Genomic DNA, 20,921 nt, shown 5'->3' with positions numbered 1-20,921 from the left:
GTTCGAGCTCCGTGCTTATCTGGCACGTGTTGTTGTTAGCGCTGATGTTGTTGTTAGCACTGATAGTAGCCACTCGCCCAATCGATAGTGTGGGTGAGCAGAGCTGCGCCTTGTGCGGTCAAAATGGACTCTGGATGGAATTGATAACCGACCACATAGTCGGTATTGCTCACCACCGCCATTACTTTTTGATCGTCGCCATCAAACACGGTGGCGATGACATCCAAGCTGGCAGGCACTTCAGTCGCCACCAGTGAGTGGTAACGGGCCACGGTGAGTGGGGATGCCAATGGGCCAAATACCGCATGCTGTTGGTGATGCATGGCCGAAGCCTTGCCGTGCATGATGGTGCCAGCACCGGCGACTGTGCCGCCGTAGGCTTCGACGATCGCTTGCTGACCTAGGCAAATCCCCAGCATTGGCACTTGGCCGCGCAGTTTTTCAATCAATGCGGGCATACAGCCAGCGTCAGCCGGCGCGCCAGGGCCGGGCGAGAGCACTAGCAGTGGTTGGGGCAGGGTTCGAATGTGGCGAGCAATCGCCTCGGCCTCTAAATGATTGCGGAACACCGTGACCGGGTAACCCAGTGCGCGAAATTGGTCCACCAAGTTATAGGTAAAGGAGTCCATGTTATCGAGCAGGACGATGTCCATTAGCGGGGTACTCATGATTGGCCTCCTTGGTGGGCGGTTTGAATCGCATGGATCACCGCTTGTGCTTTGCCGCGGGTTTCGTCCGCTTCGGCTTGAGGGTCAGAATCAAACACTACACCCGCGCCGGCTTGCACGGTGGCAACGCCGTTTTCAACGTAGGCAGAGCGGATCACAATACAGGTATCCATCTCACCCGAACCGGTAAAATAGCCCACGGCCCCGCCATAACTGCCGCGTCGGCACTGTTCGGTGTCACGGATAAGCTGCATCGCGCGAAGCTTGGGCGCACCGGTGAGCGTGCCCATATTCATACAGGCTTGGTACGCATGCAGCGCGTCTAGATCGGGTTTCAGCTGACCCACCACCCGAGAAACTAAATGCATGACGTGGCTGTAGCGGTCGACTTTGAGCAAGTCGGCGACATGGCGGCTGCCGGGCGCGCTAATTCTCGCCACATCGTTGCGGGCCAAATCGACCAGCATCATGTGCTCGGCATTTTCTTTTTCATCATTGCGCAGCTCAAGCTCAATGCGGCTATCTAAGTCGTGATCAATGTCGCCTTGGGCGGTTTTTCCCCGTCGGCGCGTACCCGCGATGGGATAAATCTCCACCTGATTAGTCGATTGAGTATATTTGAGGGCGCTTTCCGGCGAGGCGCCAAACAAGCTAAATTCGCTATCACGCAGATAAAACATATACGGGCTAGGGTTGCCACGCTTCAACGCTCGATAAGCATTGAGCGGCGAGGGACAGGCGAGGGTAAAGCGGCGCGATGGCACCACTTGAAACACATCTCCGGCAATCACGTGCTTTTTCAGCGCGTCAACTTGCTGACAAAAGTCTGAATCAGAGACGGAAACCGCAACGCTGTGATCGGTCACCACGGGCGCTTCTGGAAGCGGCGCAGGCGATAAGCAGGCTTCTTTGATGCTCTGCAAGCGACGCGATAAATCCACATAGTGGGCGCGGGCGTTATCACCACCAAATAAGGTGCCTTGTAGGCGCGCTTGGCGGTGCTGGTGGTCAATCACCAGTAAGCTTTCCGCGACATAAAACAGGTAGTCGGGGCAGTGCTCGGTGCCGTCCACCTCGGGCAGCGTTTCAGTGCTGGCCACCAAATCATAGGCAAAAAGGCCACCGATAAAGAGCGCATCGTCCGGTTGATTATCCAACGCGATACTTTGTTTGATGACACGCAGGGCATCAAACACCGACGCTTGGCGCAGACGGGCGTCTTCATCCAACAGCGCGCCATTGTCGTTGGGATGGCGGAACGTCAAGGTCAGGGAGGGAAAGTCTCCATCGTCGGCCTGCTCTAACTTACAGGCAAGGGCTTTCAGCGCTGCGATCTGGGCGATGCTCTCCAGCAAATGGCTGCCATTATGGGTGAGCGCTTGTAAGGTAACGCGCTGCCCGCGGCACTCAATGCGCACGGCGGCATCGACCAGCATCAGGCTTTTAAGGTTACGTTTGGAGTCAATCTCTGCCGACTCCAACAGCATGCTGTAAGGCTTATCTTGGCACACGGCGGCATACAACTCGGTCGGGTCGGCGACATAAGGCACCGAAAGTTGGAGCGTATCAAGCTCGCCATGTTGGGGATCATGAGTGTTCACAGCTTTCTCCCTGCCGCTTGCACAAAGGGGGTGAGTTCTTGCATCAGCTGCGCGAACATATCGCCGGTTAACGCTTGGTGGCCGTCTGACAGTGCTTCGCTCGGGTTTAGGTGGCTTTCCACAATGATGCCATCCGCGCCCACGGCCGCCGCGGCGCGTGATAGTGGCGTCACCAGCTCTCGCACGCCGGTACCATGGCTTGGGTCGACCAACACAGGCAAATGGCTGCGCTGCTTCATCAAGGCCACGGCATTCAAATCCAAGGTGTTACGTGTGGCGGTTTCGTAAGTACGAATACCGCGTTCACATAAAATCACATTGGGGTTACCTGCATCGACAACATATTCCGCCGCCAGCAAACACTCTTCGATAGTGGCGGAAAGCCCACGTTTTAACAAGACAGGTTTGCCGGTTTCGCCTACCGCTTTGAGTAAGCCATAGTTTTGCATGTTACGCGCGCCAATTTGCAGGCAATCAATGTACTCGCACACGGCGTCGACTTGGCTAATTTCCATTACTTCTGACACGGTTGGCATGCCAGTCAGGTCACTGGCTTGTTTGAGCAGCTTTAGCCCCTCAATCCCCATGCCTTGGAAATCATAAGGACTAGTGCGTGGTTTAAAGGCGCCGCCCCGTAACACACGTGCGCCGTGCGTTTTGACTCGCTCCGCCACGGACAATAGTTGTTGTTCGGATTCCACCGAGCAGGGGCCTGCCATAACCACGAAGTGTTGACCGCCCACGGGTACATTGCCGATATGCACCACGCTGTCATGCGGCTGTACATCACGGCTCACACGTTTGTACTTGGTTAAAATCGGTTTGACTTCCTCAACCAGCGGGTTGGCCTCAAAATGGCATTGTTGCAGCACACGTTCATCACCCAGCGCGCCCAATACAATGCGTTCCACTCCCGGCATATAAAGCGGTTTTAAACCGCATTGCTCGATTTTATTGAGGAGGGCTTTGGCATCCTGCTCGGTGGCTTGGGGCTTAAGTACAATAATCATCAAATATCCTTTTAAACTATGGTTGCCAGTTACCGTGGCTGAATGCGTGGTGGCACGATAACGCGTGATGGCAAAACTGAGAGACAAAAACGCCCGCATCAGTGGCGGGCGTTGTGAATAGGATGGCTGTCTATACAGCGCGTCACACCGCCCGTGAGGAGCCGTGCCACCAAATAAGCGCAACAGAGGTCATGGATGTCGCCAATACACTCACGGCCTGTTCGGCAGTGGGTGCAGTGTGAATCGAATGTGATCTAGACGCGGCGTTGAAATACATGCTGCGAGACTCCGTTGTGACTGTTACCCTTAGCGCCATATCGCTCCCCGAGACTGAGAAGTGGTGCGCGTTAACTTGTGTACTAGTAAACTGATATTTTGCTTCTGTGTCAACGGGTAAATCGAAAAGAATGCAGAAAATGTGCGGACTAAACACACGATAATAAAGAGCAAAGATATTCACCGTGCTCGCGAGCGCTGGTCAACTTAGCGCATTCACATCGACTGAGCCCGCATGGCGCGTACTCAGCCTCAGGCTGATATGGCGCAAACCGACAGTGCCAAGGCGCGAGTACATTAAGGAAACCCGGTACACCATGATCATTGATTTACATAGCCATACCACTGCCTCCGACGGCCGCTTATCGCCAAAAGACTTGGTGCAGCGCGCGGTCGAGCGTCGCGTGGGCGTGTTGGCGATTACCGACCACGACACCACCGCTGGGCTGGTGGAGGCGCAAGCAGAAATTGACCATCAAAACTTGCCCCTTACGCTGGTCAACGGCATTGAGGTTTCAACCTTGTGGCAGAACTTTGATATCCACATTGTAGGGTTAAATGTCGACCCCCAGCACCCGGCGTTAATCGCATTGATTGCGGAGCAAGCTGAGCGACGCCAACAACGTGCTGAGCTGATTGCTGAGCGGTTAGAGCGCTCGCACTACACAGGTGCGCTCGCAGGTGCGCGCGAACTGGCTGGCGATGCGCCGCTCACCCGTGCCCATTTTGCGCGCTGGTTGGTGGAGCAAGGTCACGCGAAAACCATGCAAGCCTGTTTTAAGCGCTTTTTAACCCGAGGGAACACCGGCTATGCACCACCGAACTGGTGCTCGATTGCAGAGGCCGTTGAAGCGATCCATGAGGCTGGGGGACAAGCGGTGCTTGCTCATCCGGGGCGATACAAACTCAAAGCCAAGTGGCTGAAACGATTACTGGCTACGTTTTCTGACGCCAATGGCGATGCTATCGAAGTCGCTCTTCCTCAGCAGTCTCAACAAGAGCGTCGTTTGCTGGCCGATTACGCGCGCGATTATGGCTTGCTGGCCTCGCTGGGGTCGGATTTTCATTATCCTTCGCCGTGGACAGAGCTGGGCCGCAATTTATGGCTGCCGAAGGACAGTCAGCCGGTTTGGTGTGACTGGACGTGGTTAGAGGCGGCTGAACAAAAATGGCAATCAGTAAATCAACTAGATAGCGACAAGCCAGACGCGTTACAATAACGAAATACGTTATATTGATAGCGATAAGGATTATCCGGCGCGCAGACCATTCACGCTGGATTTGCGGTGCGCATCCCCACGGGGTCAAGCTACAGCAGGAGGAACCATGAGTCAGTTTTTTTATGTCCACCCAGAGAACCCGCAAGCGCGGCTGATCAAACAAGCGGTGGAAATTGTCCGAAACGGTGGAGTAATCATTTATCCGACCGATTCGGGCTATGCGCTTGGCTGTCAGCTTGAGAACAAACAAGCGTTAGAGCGTATTTGCCGTATTCGCGAGCTCGATAAAGATCATAACTTCACCTTGTTGTGTCGCGATCTGTCTGAGTTATCACTGTACGCACGGGTCGATAACGTTGCATTTCGCTTGATCCGCAACAACACACCTGGCGCGTATACGTTTATTTTCAAAGCGACCAAAGAAGTGCCAAAACGGTTGATGAATCCAAAACGGAAAACCATTGGCATTCGCGTACCGGATAACCAAATCGCCCTGGATTTGCTCGAGGCGCTGGGTGAGCCGCTAATGTCGACCTCACTGATTTTACCGGGTAACGACTTTACCGAATCCGATCCCGAAGCAATTCGTGATCAGTTAGAGCACAGTGTGGATTTGATTATGCACGGTGGTGTATTAGGTGAGCACCCCACCACAGTGGTTGATTTCAGTGAAGGCATGCCTGAGGTTCGCCGTCACGGGAGTGGTGATCCCGCCCCGTTTGATTAATGTCTGACTGTGGGTGAACCAACGCACAGTGTCGCGCGTAATTACTCATGCAATGTTCTTGTTCTGATGTTGCGTCAACCTGTGGTTGACCTTCCATTCCCGCCCAGCCACCTTGCTGGGCGTTTTTTTGTCCAGGTGTTTTGCGATTGACTCAGCCACAACAGCTGATATGCCGTGAACGCGTGAAACTGTTTCTCTATCTCTACGCTTATTGGTATCATTAACGGCTGGCTAACTCATTATCGTTAGCTCTTATGCCAATCGTGACAGTGATGACGCCTGTGAAGGCGACAGTAAGGTAAAAAACATGAGCGAAAAATTACAGAAGGTGCTAGCGCGTGCTGGCGTAGGTTCACGCCGCGAAATGGAAGGATACATTCAAGCCGGCCGGGTGAGTGTTAATGGTGCCGTCGCCAAACTGGGTGACCGCCTTGATGATCCCAGTGCATTGGTGCGTGTTGATGGTCATGCGGTGCAGCTTAATGCGCCTTCTGAGTCTGTGTGTCGCGTTCTTGCATACAACAAGCCAGAGGGTGAACTGTGTACGCGAAGCGACCCAGAGGGGCGTCGTACGGTATTCGATCGCTTGCCCAAATTGAAAGATGCGCGCTGGGTAGCGGTTGGCCGTTTGGATGCCAATACCTCAGGCTTAATGCTGTTCACTACCGACGGTGAACTAGCGAATCGTTTGATGCACCCAAGCCGCCAAGTGCAACGTGAGTACATGGTGCGTGTGTTTGGTGACGTGAACGAAGATATGGTGAAAAACCTTGTTCACGGCGTAGAACTAGACGATGGCGTGGCGCGCTTTGAAGATGTCGTTTATGCGGGCGGCGAGGGGATGAATCACACTTTCTATGTGGTGATTACTGAAGGGCGCAACCGTGAAGTGCGTCGTTTGTGGGAAACCCAAGGTGTGACCGTAAGCCGTTTGAAGCGTGTGCGTTACGGCGATATCTATCTTGAAAAAGATCTGCCGCGTGGTGGTTGGCGTGAGATGGATCTGAAAGAAGTGAATTATCTGCGCGAAATGGTAGAGATGAAGCCAGAGTCGCAAACGGTTATCACGCCAGATGATCAAAAGCGTAAAAAGTCGCGCCAGAAGATCCGTCGTGCAGTACGCCGTTACGAAGAGCGTATCGATAGCAATGATAAGCCGAAGAAAACCCGTCAGGCTCGTCGGGGTAACGCACCTGCGGCAGGACCGAAAGGCGGAAGCCCGAAAAAGGGCAATCAGCGCTCGGGCGCGCCGCGTGGTAAAGGCAAACCAAGAACGCGTAAGTAAGTCTGCGTGATGTTCGCTAAAGCCCGGCCATGTGCCGGGCTTTCTATTTCTGTGTGACGCTCTAACTCGTCGCGCTCACTATAACAGTTGCAGCCTTATTATCTGTCGTATCGGTTGGCCTCTTTCACTTCAGTTATGATAATGATTATTGTTTGTGTTATCTTGGAGTTTATTTACAATTTTGTCGATAAAAGGATGTGATGACAACGGCATTAGCACCAGAGCAAACCGCACGCTTTGATCGTATCGAGCGGGTTCTAGACTTTATCCACGCAAACCTTGACCAACCGCTTTCTGTCAGTGAGTTGGCCGCTCACAGCTGCTGGTCTCGCTGGCAATTGCAGCGCGTGTTCTCGGAACAAACGGGCGTGAGTGTGGCGTATTATGTGCGTGAACTCAGACTTAGCTATGCCGCCAAACAGTTGCTCTCTCGGTCCGATAGAGTGATTGATATCGCGCTGTCGTTTGGGTTTACCTCAGAGGCGAATTTTTCCCGCGCATTTCGTCAGCAGTTCGGGGTGAGTCCTCGTACGTATCGCCAGCGGGGGGTGATGGATGGTATTCGAACACCACTGCATATTACGACACTGGCGACTCCCAATCCGTCTTGGCTGTCGGTGCACATTCAAACGCGATCATCGATCACGCTGGTGGGGCAGACGTCGCCTATATTAGGCTTGTTTGCACCTGAGCCTGATTTTACTGACGTGGTGCCTAAGCTGTGGCGTGATGCGCACGAGGCTGGGTTGATTGATGTTGGTCAGCCAAGCATTGGTGCGATTGATGTGGCCAGCGCTGATACACTTCAAACCCCGTTACCCTACCTCGCCGGTCAGCAGCGAGATGCGCCGTCAAGCCTATCTTTAGCCACGTGGACGGTGCCAGAGGCGACCTATGCGGTGATTACGCATTTGGGGCCCGTGAGTGAACTGCCTAAGACCTTGCATACCTTTATCTATCATTGGTTGCCTGCCTCAGGGTACCGATGCACGGATGGTATCGAGCTTGAAGTCTATCCGCCTGGATATCAACCAGAAGCCGATGACGCGGTAATGACGTACTGGATCCCGCTGGATTGTCACCATCATGCACCAAAATGAACAGTATTCACCATGCACACCTTTAAAATGCGAATGATTCCGTTTTACGTTTAATTTGCATTGAGAGGAAAATCATCATGGATATGGGTTGTGCACGCGTGCAGCAGGTTGCCAGATGGCGACTGTCCCCGTTAGCGATGGCGGTTATGGGGAGCTTGATGCTGCCATCAGCTTATGCCGAGTCGCAACACGCCGAGATGGAAACCATACAAGTCTTAGGCGACACCTACCGCAATACGGCCACGAAAACAGTACTGGCACCAGAAGAAACGCCTCAAGCGGTCACTGTCATCGACCGAGAGGCCATCGAACAGCGTCAAGCCAGTTCATTGAGTGAAGTGGTACGTTACACACCGGGTGTAAATACTGAGCTGCGGGGTGGGGCCGTCACGCGACTCGATCTCTTTAATATTCGTGGTTTTATCAACTATCAGAACTTTTTTGATGGTCTCGCGGTACCTTACAACACCTGGAATTTACAGCCACAAATCGATCCGATTGCGATTGAACAAGTGGAAGTGTTCAAAGGGCCGACGTCGGTGTTATACGGGAATATTCCACCGGGTGGGATGGTGAATATGATCGCCAAGACACCGCAACAAGAGGCGGCGCACCGTGTGACGATGAGCACCGACTCTGATGCGCTGCGTGAAGTGTCTGTTGACAGTACTGGTGCGATTTCTGACACCCCATTGGCGTACCGGATGGTGGCGCTGGCACGACAAAAAGATGGCCAAGCGGGCGATTCAGAAGAAGAGCGCTATGTCGTCGCCCCATCGCTAGATTGGCGGGTGTCGCCAGATACGTTGGTGAACCTTAATCTTTATTACCAAGCGGATCCAGCGGCGGGTATTTATACCTCATTGCCGGCCAACGGCTCGGTATTGCATAGTGACCAAGGCAGCCTTTCTAGCGATAGCTTTTCCGGTGACAACAACTGGAATACTTATGATCGTGAGTTTCTGATGCTGGGTTACAAGGTGCAGCACCAGCTCTCATCAAACTGGTCGTTACTGCACTCGGCACGCTACACAGATGCTGATTTGCTGCAAAAAAACATGTATCACCAAAAAAGCGATGACGGCCGCCACTATCCGCGAAACGCTTACTTAACCGATGAAACAATGGCGGCTTGGGTGGTCGATACACAGCTTTCTGGTGATTTGAACTGGGGGTCGGCACAGCACTACACCTTGTTCGGTATTGATTATCAAGATATGTCTTCCGACGTTGACTATGACGATACTTTGGCGAATGTGGTGCCGGATATTGATATTTTCGATCCCGATAATAACCAGGTTAACCCCGACTCACTCAGTTTTGCTTACCAAGAAGACCATGATATTGAAGTGACACAGACTGGCCTCTATGCCCAAGATCAGATCTTGTGGAACCAATGGGTGTTGCTCGCTGGGGCACGTTACGACGAGTACGAGTTAAAAGATGACAAGCAAACCTTAAGTAGTGCCTCAGAGAAAAACATTCGTCACTATAATCTGGCATTCCGTGCCGGTGCGATGTACCAGTTTGACAACGGCATTTCCCCTTATCTGAGTTACTCAGAAAGCTTTGAACCAACCGATATGGATAATCGGGGTAATGTGTTTGACCCTTCCACGGGTAAACAATGGGAAACCGGCCTCAAGTACTTGTCACTAGACGGTAGCACGGGCGTCAACGTGGCGTTGTTCGAGCTTAAAAAGCAAGACGCGCTGGTGAATGATCCCAACGACTCATACGCGAAAATTCAAACCGGTGAAATCCGCTCTCGTGGAATAGAGGTTGAGTTTAATCATGCACTTAGTGTAGAGACGGATGTGGCCTTAACTTATGGCTATATTGATATGGAGATCACGGATGACCCTAACCTAGAGGGCAAGACCCCAGTTTGGGTGCCAGAGCAGACTGCCAGTGCGTGGCTGAATCACCAGGTCAGTGCGGGGACACGCGTGAGTTTAGGCGCACGGTATGTGGGTGAGTCACAGGGTAACGCCACCAATACCTTTACGGTGCCCGACTATACGGTGTTTGATACCGCGATTAGTTACGATCTTTCGCAAGCATCACCGTCGCTATCAGGCGCAAAATTGTCCCTATCTGCGACAAACTTGTTCGATAAAACCACTTACAGCTGTTTTGATGAATTGAACTGTTGGTATGGGGACGAACGCAACATCAAAGCCAAACTCAGCATCGATTTTTAAATCGGTTTGCTAAAACGAGCGCCCCCAGCCATGGGGGCGCAATGCTTAGCGCTTAGGTTGTGCATCAATACACTGGCCGTGCTCGCCAATACCTTCTGGGGCCATCAAATACAGGTAAAGTGGCATAATATCGAGAGGCGTTTTGAGCGTGTCAGGGTCTTCTCCTGGGAAAGCGCTCGCGCGCATACTCGTGCGGGTACCGCCTGGGTTGATGGCGTTGACTCGTACCTTGGTATCAGACATTTCATCCGCCAGCACTTGCATCATGCCTTCGGTCGCGAACTTAGAAATCGCATAGCTGCCCCAATAAGCACGCCCTTGGTGGCCGACAGTCGATGTGGTAAACACCACGCGAGCATCGTCAGACTTTTTCAATAATGGCAGCAGGGCTTGCGTCATGAGCATGGTGGCTTTGACATTCACCTGCATCACATCGTCATGAGATTTTTCATCAATCTGATCGAACGGGCTCAGCACACCGAGCAAGCCAGCATTATGCAGTACGCCGTCTAAGCGCCCGAACTGTTGTTCAATGGTGTCTGCCATATCCAAATAATGCTGACGCGTGGCACCCAGCATATCCAATGGGATAATCGCTGGTTGTGGCGCGCCCAAAGCATCGATTTCATCGTATACTGCTTCAAGTTTTTTCACGGTGCGGCCGAGAAGGATGACGGTAGCGCCTTTCTCTGCATAGCTAAGTGCGGCTTGGCGGCCAATGCCAGCGCCCGCACCGGTCACCAAAATCACACGCCCGTCAAGCGCGTTTGAGCTTACTTGGTAGTCCACGATATAAATCCTTATTTATTGTTAAACGTAGATTATTGTAAGGTTGCGGGTAAGGTGTGACAACCAAGTGCGTGATGTACGGTTAACGGCATTGCCAACATAGCGACAAAAAAGAGGATACAACATTGGATTTCATTGCGGATTATGGGCTTTTTCTGGCAAAAGTCGTCACCTTCTTATTAGCGGCATTTGTATTGGTCGCTTTAGTGCGCGCCGCGAGCGACAAAGGGGGGCAAAAAGGTAGCCTAAAGCTCACTGACTTAACTGAGCGGTTTAAGCATTATCGTCAATCGCTAGAGCAGCACTTGTACAATGAATCGTCGTTAAAAGCGCGAGAGAAAGACGAGAAAAAAGCCAAGAAGAAAGAAGAAAAGGCGCAAAAAGCCGCAGCCAAAAAGCAAAATGAGCCATCGGCTCAACGGGATCCACAATTGTTTGTGATCCACTTTAAAGGCAGCATCGATGCCCGCGAAGTGGAGGCGTTGCGAGAAGAAGTCACGGCGATTTTGTCGGTAGCAACCGAACAGGACGAAGTCTTGGTCAACGTCGAGAGTGGCGGCGGTATGGTGCATGGCTACGGCCTAGCGGCGTCTCAGCTGGCACGCTTCCGTCAAGCAGGCGTGCCCTTAACCGTGGCGGTTGATAAAGTGGCCGCAAGCGGCGGGTATATGATGGCATGCGTCGCGGATAAGTTGATTGCAGCGCCGTTTGCGATCATTGGCTCGATTGGGGTGATTGCCCAGCTGCCCAACTTCAACAAGTTGCTTAAGAAGAACGATATTGAATTTGAGCAGCTGACCGCCGGTGAATTTAAGCGCACGCTAACCATGTTTGGTGAAAATACTGACAAAGCGCGCGAGAAGTTCAAAACGGAACTGGAAGAAACCCATGGCCTGTTCAAGGCGTTTATCAGCGAATACCGCCCGTCTCTTAATGTCGATAAGGTTGCCACCGGTGAACACTGGTTTGGTAACCAAGCATTGGATCTGGGATTGATTGATGAGGTCTGTACCAGCGACGAGTATTTGTTCCAGGCGGCGAATAACGAGCGAAAAGTGCTGTCGGTGTCTTACCATCAGCGTAAAAACATTGCTGAAAAGCTTGCTGGCGCATCCGCGGAGGTGGCAGATCGTGTGCTGCTAAAATGGATTAGTCGTGGTCAGCGTCCGTTGGTTTAACTCACTCCCCGAGTGCTGCCTGTTAGCGTTGGGCGATAAACAACGGAAGAAAATAGCGGTAACAGGCGCACGATAATGAGCGAAATAGCCATAATAATGTGAGCCAAGCCAAAGATTACCGCATCCATTTAGCTATTTTGCGTGCGGCAATGGTAATGATTAGCGCGTTTTTGCCGGAAACCGGCATGAAGAACAATCGGGATATTACCATCACAATTGCTTAACAATTGTGGAAGGGACGAGCAATCAGCGTGTTTTGCTGCGAATTTAGTTGATATTCGGCTAGACTCGCTCAATATTGTAAACAGATAGCGGCACTCCGGCATGGAAGTGCAACGCAACGAATTTTCGACAGTTTTAGCGCAAAGGGCGTCAATTAGGTCATTATGGGCAAATCTCTCGTCATCGTGGAGTCCCCAGCAAAGGCGAAAACGATCAATAAATATCTCGGCAAAGACTTCGTGGTGAAGTCGAGTGTCGGACATGTTCGTGACTTGCCAACTGGAGCGACGCAAGGCGGTAAAAAGGCCGCACCTGTGTCCACGAAAGGGCTCAGCGCCGAAGAAAAAGCGCGAATTAAAAAAGAAAAAGAACAGAAGGCGCTCATCAACAAGATGGGCGTTGATCCTTACAATGGCTGGCAAGCAAAATACCAAGTGTTGCCCGGTAAGGAAAAAGTCGTCGCCGAGCTTAAGTCACTGGCTGAGAAAGCCGACAACGTTTATCTCGCAACGGATTTGGACCGCGAAGGGGAGGCCATTGCTTGGCACCTGCGCGAACTCATCGGTGGTGATAACGACCGCTTCAAACGCGTGGTCTTTAATGAGATCACCAAAAATGCGATCACACAGGCGTTTGACGCACCGGGTGACGTCAATATCGACGGTGTCAACGCACAGCAAGCGCGGCGTTTCCTCGACCGTGTGGTGGGCTTTATGGTCTCGCCGTTGCTATGGAAAAAAGTGGCGCGAGGCTTGTCGGCCGGTCGTGTGCAGTCGGTCGCGGTAAAGCTGCTTGTTGAACGTGAGCATCAGATAAAAGCTTTTATTCCCGAAGAGTTTTGGGATGTGCACGCCGACACGCTCACACCGAAAGAGCAGGCGCTGCGACTGCTCGTGGCGCAACAAAATGGCAAAGCCTTTAAGCCGAAAAATAAAGATGAGGCGATGGCGGCGGTGTCGGCTCTCGAGCACGCCAGCTTTGTGGTGCGTGATCGCGAAGATCGCCCCTCAACGAGTAAGCCCTCGGCGCCTTATATCACCTCAACATTGCAGCAGGCGGCAAGCACGCGTCTCGGCTTTGGGGTGAAGAAAACCATGATGTTGGCGCAACGCTTGTATGAAGCCGGCTATATCACTTACATGCGTACCGACTCGACCAACCTCAGCAAAGAAGCGGTCGAAGCGGCTCGTGGCCATATTGCTAGCGAATACGGTGAGAAGTACTTACCAGCGTCGGCGAACGTGTATGGTGCCAAAGCCAATGCCCAAGAAGCGCACGAGGCCATCCGGCCTTCTGATGTGGGTGTCAATGCCAGTGATTTGCAGGGGATGGACCCTGATGCGCATCGTCTGTACGACTTGATTTGGCGCCAGTTTGTGGCCTGTCAAATGGTACCGGCAAAATATGACTCGACGACCTTGACGGTCGATGCGAGCGATTACACCTTGAAAGCAAAAGGACGCACACTGCGCTTTGACGGTTGGACTCGGGTACAGCGTCCTTCTGGTAAAAACGAAGATCAAACCTTGCCAGCGGTTGAGGTGGGTGAATCACTGACACTCGACAAGCTTGATCCGAAACAACACTTTACTAAGCCACCCGCCCGTTATACCGAAGCGGCCTTGGTCAAAGAGTTAGAAAAAGCGGGCATTGGTCGTCCATCGACGTACGCGTCTATTATTTCCACGATACAAGACCGCGGTTATGTGCGAGTTGAAAACCGTCGCTTCTATGCTGAGAAAATGGGCGAGATTGTCACTGATCGTCTCAACCAAAGCTTTGCCGATTTGATGGACTATGACTTTACCGCTCGTATGGAAGCGTCGCTCGATAAAATTGCCGAAGGTGAAGCCGACTGGAAAGCGGTGCTTGATGATTTCTTTGCGGATTTCACCGCTGAGTTAGGCCAAGCCGAGCAGGATGAAGACGAAGGTGGAATGAAGCCCAATAACATGGTGATGACAGATATCGACTGTCCAACCTGTGGGCGTAAAATGGGGATTCGTACCGCATCGACTGGCGTGTTCCTCGGTTGTTCGGGCTACGCATTACCCCCGAAAGAGCGGTGTAAAACCACCATCAACTTGATGGACGAAGATGGTATTGTCAATGTGCTCGAAGAGGACGTTGAAACCGCTGATCTTCGGGCGATGAAGCGTTGTCCGATTTGTGAAACGGCAATGGACTCTTACCTCATTGATCAGCATCGCAAGTTGCACGTGTGTGGTAATAACCCGAGCTGCGAAGGCTATGTGGTTGAAAAAGGGGAGTTCAAACCCAAAGGCTACGATGGGCCTGTGGTAGAGTGCGACAAATGTGGTAGCGACATGGTGCTGAAAAATGGCCGTTTCGGTAAATACATGGGTTGCACCAACGAGGAATGTAAGAACACGCGTAAGATCCTCAAAAATGGGGACGTTGCGCCACCGAAAGAAGATCCGGTGCACTTCCCAGAGTTGCCATGTGAAAACTCGGATGCCTATTTCGTGTTACGTGATGGTGCCTCTGGCCTATTTATGGCCGCGAGTAATTTCCCCAAATCCCGCGAGACACGTGCGCCGCTGGTGGAGGAGCTTCATCGCTTCAAAGACCGCATTTCGGACAAGTTCAAATACCTTGCCGATGCGCCGCAGGAAGATCCCGATGGACGTCCTACTGTGGTTCGTTTTGCACGTAAAACCAAAGAGAATTACGTGCGTAGCGAGGAAGATGGCAAGCCAACGGGCTGGTCAGCCTTCTTTGTTGACGGTCAGTGGGAAGTCACTGATAAACGCAAGAAGAAAGCCAAAGCCTAATGGGCGTATCACGCCAATGATTTAAACCCGCCGCCAAGGCGGGTTTGTTGTTTTAGGGCAAGCACGCCTTTGCTTGATCCGTCCCAATATCTCTTCGATAACAGTTGTTAAAATCTCGCCTTTGTCTTTTTCCGTTGAGGCGTTATGGATCTGCATCAACTCGTTAATACACTAGGCCAAGATTTAAAACACCGTTATGGCGAACGTGTTCATAAGCTCACACTGCATGGTGGTTTTAGCTGTCCCAATCGTGATGGTACGCTCGGGCGGGGCGGTTGCACCTTTTGCAATGTCGCATCCTTTTCTGATGAAACCGCGCAGCACCAATCCGTTAGCCACCAGTTGCACCAGCGTGCGAAAGAGGTAGACCGAGCACGTCGTTATCTGGCGTATTTTCAAGCTTATACCAGTACTTATGACGAGGTTGCGCGGTTAAAGGCTTTGTACGAGCAAGCATTAGCGCGTGAAAACATGGTCGGGCTGTGTGTTGGTACACGGCCAGATTGTGTGCCCGGCCAGGTTTTGACGCTGTTGGCGGGTTATCGTCAACAAGGATTTGAAGTCTGGTTAGAGCTTGGTTTACAAACGGGTCATGACAAGACGTTGAAACGCATTAACCGTGGCCATGATGTGGCAGTGTACGAGCGAATCACTCAACAAGCCCGTGCACTGGGCATTAAAGTATGCACGCATTTGATTGTTGGTCTGCCCGGTGAGGGCATCACCGATCATCAAACAACGATTGACCGGGTCGTGAGCACAGGCACCGATGGGATTAAACTGCACCCGCTACATATTGTCGAGGGTAGCACCATGGCGAAAGCGTGGCGTGCAGGGCGTCAAGACGCGATTACGTTAGAAGACTACGTCGACAGCGCCAGCATGATGATCCAGCGAACGCCTCCTGAGGTGGTGTATCATCGCGTGTCTGCGAGTGCACGTCCACCGACGTTACTGGCCCCTTCATGGTGCGAGAATCGCTGGCTAGCGATGACCGCCATTGCTAACCAGCTGGACAAACACGGTGCACAAGGGGCTGCGCTCGGCACCTCTTTTATCGCGCGTTAGGCTCTGATTGTGACGAGGAAAGGCCGGGAGTGAGCCGGCGCAGCAGCTGTCCAATATCTTGCAGCATCAGATATAAACAAGGCACCAGAAACAGCGTTAGCAAGGTGGCAAACATCACCGCAAAGCCAAGTGCGACGGCCATTGGGATCACAAATCTTGCTTGCAGGCTGGTTTCAAACATGATGGGCAACACCCCCGCAAAGGTGGTGATAGACGTCAGTGTGATGGCCCGAAAGCGGGCACAGCCTGCGTCGATAACTGCTTTTTTGATCGCAACCCCCGCGTGACGCGCTCGATTAATATAGTCAGTCATCACCAGCGCATCGTTGACCACCACGCCTGCGGCGGCAATCAAACCAAAGGTCGACATCATACTTAAATCAATATCAAACCAATAATGTCCCCAAATAGCACCCGTTAAGCTAAAAGGGATCACCGACATGATAATCAGTGGTTGCGTATAGCTTTTTAAGGGCACAGCTAATAACGCATAGACCACAATCATCCCGGCAACAAAGAAAAGCTTTTGTTCATCTTGCTGTGCTTGTTGTTCTTCAATCGAACCACTGAGTTCACTAGTGACATCCGGATAACCGGCCAATACCTCTGGTATGACGGATTGTTGAATGGTTTCCACTACTTCATTGGGTTCGACTAACTCTTCATCAATCGCGCCATAGACATAAACCGTTCTAAATCCTGCTTCGCGGCGCAGACTACTCACACCGGGTTGTTGCTCCAGTTTCACCACATCGCCCAACATGACTTGTTGACCGGTGGGGGTGGTGATCACGGCATAACGCAGTGATGAAAATGCCTCCCGCGTTAATTTGGGGTAACGCACCATGACTTTTATTTCTTCACCGTCACGGATTAGACGTTGGGCTTCCCCGCCATAGAAACTCCCTCCTACCTGTTGAGCAATGGTGGTGAGATCCAGCCCCAGATCATGAGCCACGGGCGTGAGGGAAATGAGCACTTCCTGACTGCCTGAATCGATGGATGAGGACACATCGAAAAGACCCGCTTGCTGGTTAAGGCGCGACATTAAAGCACGTCCGGCCGCATTGAGTGTGTCGATGTTGGGCCCAAAGAGGAGAAAGCCAAACTCATCACCTTGTTCTCCACCATTCACGTCATCTTGAATGGTTAGTTTTTTAACTCCTGGGATCTCCGGCATCGCCTCACGCCAGCGCCGCGACAATTCGAAGGTGGTAAAGGGGCGCAATGTATCATCGACTAAAGGAATCACCAGTTGTCCCGAGGTTCGCCCTTCATTAAATACGAGCGTGTCTTGCACCATGGCTTGGCCCGTCTCGGCTTCTGTGGCGTTATCGACGCGGTAGACCATGCCTTCAATGGCTTTGAGTGCGGCAATGGTTTGCTCACTCGAGGCGTTATTGTTCATCTCAAGGCGAATATTGGGAAAATCATGCGGGACTTTGGGCGTAGGCACCATACGCACGTGGCTGGCAACCACCAACGAAATACTGATAGCTAATAAGGCAACAAACAATGCGAAAGCCGACCAGCGCCAATGTACCGCGAAGGTGACGGCGCGGCGGTATGGTCCATTGACGAAGCGATGGAATTGCCGATTAAAACGCGAGCGGAAGCTATTTGATTTGGGCGTGGAAAAGTGGGTGTGCGCCAAGTGAGCGGGCAAAATAAGCTTCGACTCTACCAAGCTAAAGATGAGACACAAGATGACGATTGACGCGATGCCAAAGAAAAAGGCGCGTTCAGGGCCGCTCGACATGATAAAAGGTGCAAAAACGGCAATGGTGGTGAGTACGCCAAACGTGGCAGGTGTGGCAACACGCTGCGCCCCGGCGACAACGTTATTGACGCCGCCACCTTTGTGCTCCACTTCGGTATAAACACTTTCGCCGATAACGATCGCGTCATCGACGACAATCCCCAACACCATAATGAACGCAAACAGTGAAACGATGTTAATGCTGACCCCAATCACTGGCATTAGCATGACCGCGCCAAGAAAGCATACGGGCAAACCGATAAGCACCCAGAGGGCAAGTTTAAAGCGCAAAAACAATGTCAGCAGTAGCGCAACCAATACCGCCCCTTGTAATAAGTTTTTTAGCATCATATCAAGGCGGGCATTAAGGTAGTGTGTCATGTCGACCACCGATTTGAGTGCCAGCCCGGCGGGCAATGCTGCGTTTTTGTTTTGTATGTAGTCTTTGACGGCGTCGGCAACGGTCACCATATTTTCGCTAGCGGTTGCATTCACCGAGAGAAAAATTGCGTTCTGCCCCGAGTACTTAAAGTAACGCTCGCCTTCGGTAAACCCGTCTTTGATGGTGGCAATATCCTGCAGCAATAACCGACTGCCATTGGGGCCGATTTTAATTGGGATCTGGCGAAACTCATCACCGCGATAACGCTGGTTCTCGACGCGAATTGCAATCATGCCGCTGTCGGTACGTACTTCACCGGCAGAGAAGTTGGCGGAATAGCGGGCAATGGCGTCACTCACCTGATTAAGCGTGAGGTTATACTTGCGCAGAATACGGGGGGCTACCTCGATGGCAATCTCGTAGGTAGGGGCACTGAGCTCCACCAAGGTGACGTCCTTGAGTTGGAGGAGTTCGTCTTCAATGTCCTGTGCCGCGCGTTTTAGCTCAGTGAGCGGCTTATTGCCTACCACTGCCATTTGAATGACGGTTTGGCGAAACTCCACTTGCGCGACATTAAGCGGTTCCATCGACGCGGGGAGATTAGAGAGGGCATCGACCTCTTGCTTTACGCGGTCCAGGACGAGATTGAGATCTTCCCCAACATCCACTTCGATTTCTACTTGACCAAATCCGCGCCGCGCGGTTGAAACCACCGATTCGATCCCGGTGACATCTTTAATGGCTTCCTCCACTTTAACTAAGATGCTCTCCTCTACCTCTTGGGGGGAGGCGCCGGGATAGTCAGCGGTAATATGAATATAGTTAATCTCGATGTTAGGGAACATCTGTCGCTGAATGAAAAAGTAACTGGCAACCCCCATGATGAGTACAAACACCATGATCAGGTTTGCAGCAACCGGATTGTGGGCAAAATAGGCAATGAGCCCACGCGTTGGCGTGTCAGCATTACTCATTTTCACCCTCCGGCGATACCTGAGATGCCACGCGAACCGTCATGCCAGGCTCGGGGAATTCAGGCAGCGTGGTAACTACTTGGTCATCATCGCTTAAGCCTTGGTCAGCGTAGATATACTGGCCTTCCGTTCTCACCACGCGCAGTGTACGCGGGGTGAGTTTTCCTGCTTGATCGACGACCCAAACTTGGCGATTGTTCATCAAGGATTGCGGAAGCTTAAAGACGTTCTCCAACGTTGCCCCTTTGAAAGTCGCCTCGATATAACTGCCAAAGGGTAGGGCAGGTTTAGCCGATTGGGTGCCGTAAGGATCATCAAGACGCACCACAACTCGCATCATGCGGGTGCTTTGCTCCACGATGCCTAGATCGCGCACGAGTCGTGCTTGGCGTTGAGTCGGTTCGCTGCCGTTGCGGGTAAGCTGAACCTCGATCCCCGCTAATGGTGTAGGGAGAAAGAGTGTGTCGAAGCCAGCAATAGGCAAATGCACTTCCGCAGCCTCGATGCTATTAAGTACCCCCACCGGGCTTCCTGCGTTGATGTACTGCCCAACCCCGACGTCTCGCGACACGACGAGCGCATCGTAAGGGGCGGTCACTTGGCAGTTTTCTAAGTCGCGTTGTGCGCGCTTTAACGCCGCTTGTGCCGATTTTACGCGGGCTTTTGCACTGAGTACTTGTGGCTTGCGTAAGTAGAGATCGGTGACTTGTGAGGATGGAAGGCTTTTTGCCTGACGTTGTGCCACTGCCGCCTGGGCTTGTTCTTCTATCAAGGCCGCTTTTGCACTGGCAAGGTCGGCTTCGGCGCTCAGTACCGCGGCTTGATAGTTATCAGGCTCAATTGAAAACAGCACATCACCACGTTTAACAATGCCGCCAGCAACGAAATTTGGATGCCATGCGACCACTTCACCGGACACTTGGGCAGAAAGCTGTGTGGTCTCTACAGGGGTGACTTCACCGTGTGCCCGTAAAACCACTTGATGTTGAGTTGGGTGAACAACGCGTGTCTCAACAATTGGTGGGGGCGGGGACGCAGCATTTTCTTGAGTAGCTGTCTCTGTTGCCGCGATGGCGGTATAGCCAAGATAGCCAAGACCGAGAATAACAAGAGGTAAAAACCAACGTAGTCCTTTCATTGATGCCGGGATCCTTTTTCGCCATGGCGTGGTGGTGTGTTGCGCTATGGGGGGCGCTTAACGCTTCATTGACTAATTTATCACGCGAATCTGTTGATTGAATGACAGGTCAACCTAACTTTTGATGCGCATCAGTTTTTCTATAACGGCGAGTACGGCTCAATATGCAACAGCGATCGTTGTGCGGCGATGCAAAAAGCTCTCAATTGCGAGACAAGGCTTTGTCGCGGGGGAATACCGATGACGTAAACACAGTTGTAGTCGTGGTTATTTTTCATAATAAAATTACATAAATCCTAAATTTCATGCATTCTTTTGCCGTTTTTGACGATAATAAAATTTATTTTACGTAAAAAAATACCCTCCTCTATCCATTTTCTTCTCGTTAATTTTGTAAGAAAAATAAGATTGGCGAATTTTGCCGTTTTTGACGTGATTTTCTATCCATGTTTTATGATATTTATTTCATATTATTTGCATGCAAGTACTTGCCTGCGGGTACTGTGACTTTTGGGTTTTTATTTA

General features: G+C 51.9%; 15 protein-coding genes and 1 other annotated feature. Of the genes, 9 read left to right on the top strand and 6 right to left on the bottom strand.

Annotated features, from left to right (window positions below):
• Positions 1-53 precede the first annotated feature (53 nt).
• From BZG20_RS01970 to aroF, 3 genes are read right to left on the bottom strand one after another with little or no spacing between them, the layout of a single operon-like run.
• Complete coding sequence (locus tag BZG20_RS01970) at positions 54-668, bottom strand: aminodeoxychorismate/anthranilate synthase component II (protein ID WP_077577957.1); 615 nt, start codon at positions 666-668, stop codon at positions 54-56.
• Positions 665-2,269 (bottom strand): anthranilate synthase component 1, encoded by a 1,605-nt coding sequence (locus BZG20_RS01965; protein ID WP_077577956.1) that lies wholly within the window; start codon positions 2,267-2,269, stop codon positions 665-667. Before BZG20_RS01965 ends, BZG20_RS01970 begins: the two co-directional genes overlap by 4 nt.
• The gene (gene aroF / locus BZG20_RS01960; protein WP_077577985.1) at positions 2,266-3,279 is read right to left on the bottom strand and encodes a 3-deoxy-7-phosphoheptulonate synthase; all 1,014 of its coding nucleotides are present in this window, start codon (positions 3,277-3,279) and stop codon (positions 2,266-2,268) included. The genes BZG20_RS01965 and aroF overlap by 4 nt, the downstream gene beginning before the upstream one ends.
• Positions 3,280-3,362: 83 nt before the next feature.
• Positions 3,363-3,457 (bottom strand) — a sequence feature (Trp leader region).
• Positions 3,458-3,872: 415 nt separating this feature from the next.
• Here aroF and BZG20_RS01955 point away from each other — a divergent pair.
• The 5 genes from BZG20_RS01955 (at position 3,873) to BZG20_RS01935 (ending at position 10,091) form a co-directional block, all read left to right on the top strand.
• Complete coding sequence (locus BZG20_RS01955) at positions 3,873-4,775, top strand: PHP domain-containing protein (protein ID WP_077577955.1); 903 nt, start codon at positions 3,873-3,875, stop codon at positions 4,773-4,775.
• Positions 4,776-4,881: 106 nt separating this feature from the next.
• Positions 4,882-5,502 carry an L-threonylcarbamoyladenylate synthase gene (locus BZG20_RS01950; protein WP_077577954.1) on the top strand — a complete coding sequence of 207 codons (621 nt, stop codon included), beginning with the start codon at positions 4,882-4,884 and terminating at the stop codon, positions 5,500-5,502.
• Positions 5,503-5,809: 307 nt separating this feature from the next.
• Positions 5,810-6,787 (top strand): 23S rRNA pseudouridine(2605) synthase RluB, encoded by a 978-nt coding sequence (gene rluB / locus BZG20_RS01945; RefSeq protein WP_046073429.1) that lies wholly within the window; start codon positions 5,810-5,812, stop codon positions 6,785-6,787.
• A 200-nt stretch (positions 6,788-6,987) separates the two neighbouring features.
• Entirely contained in the window at positions 6,988-7,887 is a 900-nt protein-coding gene (locus BZG20_RS01940) for an AraC family transcriptional regulator (protein ID WP_077577953.1), read from the top strand.
• A 77-nt stretch (positions 7,888-7,964) separates the two neighbouring features.
• A complete protein-coding gene (locus tag BZG20_RS01935; RefSeq protein WP_241829509.1) occupies positions 7,965-10,091 on the top strand; it encodes a TonB-dependent siderophore receptor in 2,127 nt (708 codons plus the stop codon).
• A 45-nt stretch (positions 10,092-10,136) separates the two neighbouring features.
• Here BZG20_RS01935 and BZG20_RS01930 read toward each other — a convergent pair whose 3' ends face one another.
• Positions 10,137-10,880 (bottom strand): YciK family oxidoreductase, encoded by a 744-nt coding sequence (locus tag BZG20_RS01930; RefSeq protein ID WP_046073427.1) that lies wholly within the window; start codon positions 10,878-10,880, stop codon positions 10,137-10,139.
• A gap of 125 nt (positions 10,881-11,005) precedes the next feature.
• On the opposite strand from BZG20_RS01930, the gene sohB reads away from it, so the two are divergent.
• The 4 genes from sohB to BZG20_RS01915 all read left to right on the top strand — a co-directional run bounded on the left by sohB (position 11,006) and on the right by BZG20_RS01915 (position 16,143).
• Positions 11,006-12,058 carry a protease SohB gene (sohB, locus tag BZG20_RS01925; RefSeq protein WP_077577952.1) on the top strand — a complete coding sequence of 351 codons (1,053 nt, stop codon included), beginning with the start codon at positions 11,006-11,008 and terminating at the stop codon, positions 12,056-12,058.
• Positions 12,059-12,156: 98 nt separating this feature from the next.
• Positions 12,157-12,282, top strand: a complete 126-nt coding sequence (locus BZG20_RS16230; protein ID WP_268794217.1) for a hypothetical protein — start codon at positions 12,157-12,159, stop codon at positions 12,280-12,282.
• A 162-nt stretch (positions 12,283-12,444) separates the two neighbouring features.
• Entirely contained in the window at positions 12,445-15,075 is a 2,631-nt protein-coding gene (topA, locus tag BZG20_RS01920; protein ID WP_077577951.1) for a type I DNA topoisomerase, read from the top strand.
• 144 nt (positions 15,076-15,219) lie between these two features.
• Positions 15,220-16,143: a TIGR01212 family radical SAM protein gene (locus BZG20_RS01915; RefSeq protein WP_046073424.1), complete on the top strand. Its 924-nt coding sequence runs from the start codon at positions 15,220-15,222 to the stop codon at positions 16,141-16,143.
• Here the strand turns inward: BZG20_RS01915 and BZG20_RS01910 are convergent.
• Positions 16,130-19,258, bottom strand: a complete 3,129-nt coding sequence (locus BZG20_RS01910) for an efflux RND transporter permease subunit (protein WP_077577950.1) — start codon at positions 19,256-19,258, stop codon at positions 16,130-16,132. The two genes, BZG20_RS01915 and BZG20_RS01910, sit on opposite strands and share 14 nt — an antisense overlap.
• Positions 19,251-20,396, bottom strand: coding sequence for an efflux RND transporter periplasmic adaptor subunit (locus BZG20_RS01905; protein ID WP_077577949.1), 1,146 nt, complete (start codon positions 20,394-20,396; stop codon positions 19,251-19,253). Before BZG20_RS01905 ends, BZG20_RS01910 begins: the two co-directional genes overlap by 8 nt.
• Positions 20,397-20,921: the final 525 nt, after the last annotated feature.

Source organism: Salinivibrio sp. IB868 (assembly GCF_001995655.1).
Taxonomy (GTDB): domain Bacteria; phylum Pseudomonadota; class Gammaproteobacteria; order Enterobacterales; family Vibrionaceae; genus Salinivibrio; species Salinivibrio siamensis.
This window is presented reverse-complemented; position numbering and strand designations above follow the sequence as displayed.

Bases quoted from the DNA above. Each gene is read 5' to 3' on its own strand.
- BZG20_RS01970 (WP_077577957.1), bottom strand. From the start codon at position 668: ATGAGTACCCCGCTAATGGACATCGTCCTGCTCGATAACATGGACTCC.
- aroF (WP_077577985.1), bottom strand. From the start codon at position 3,279: ATGATTATTGTACTTAAGCCCCAAGCCACCGAGCAGGATGCCAAAGCC.
- BZG20_RS01955 (WP_077577955.1), top strand. From the start codon at position 3,873: ATGATCATTGATTTACATAGCCATACCACTGCCTCCGACGGCCGCTTA.
- BZG20_RS01950 (WP_077577954.1), top strand. From the start codon at position 4,882: ATGAGTCAGTTTTTTTATGTCCACCCAGAGAACCCGCAAGCGCGGCTG.
- rluB (WP_046073429.1), top strand. From the start codon at position 5,810: ATGAGCGAAAAATTACAGAAGGTGCTAGCGCGTGCTGGCGTAGGTTCA.
- BZG20_RS01940 (WP_077577953.1), top strand. From the start codon at position 6,988: ATGACAACGGCATTAGCACCAGAGCAAACCGCACGCTTTGATCGTATC.
- BZG20_RS01935 (WP_241829509.1), top strand. From the start codon at position 7,965: ATGGATATGGGTTGTGCACGCGTGCAGCAGGTTGCCAGATGGCGACTG.
- topA (WP_077577951.1), top strand. From the start codon at position 12,445: ATGGGCAAATCTCTCGTCATCGTGGAGTCCCCAGCAAAGGCGAAAACG.
- BZG20_RS01915 (WP_046073424.1), top strand. From the start codon at position 15,220: ATGGATCTGCATCAACTCGTTAATACACTAGGCCAAGATTTAAAACAC.
- BZG20_RS01910 (WP_077577950.1), bottom strand. From the start codon at position 19,258: ATGAGTAATGCTGACACGCCAACGCGTGGGCTCATTGCCTATTTTGCC.
- BZG20_RS01905 (WP_077577949.1), bottom strand. From the start codon at position 20,396: ATGAAAGGACTACGTTGGTTTTTACCTCTTGTTATTCTCGGTCTTGGC.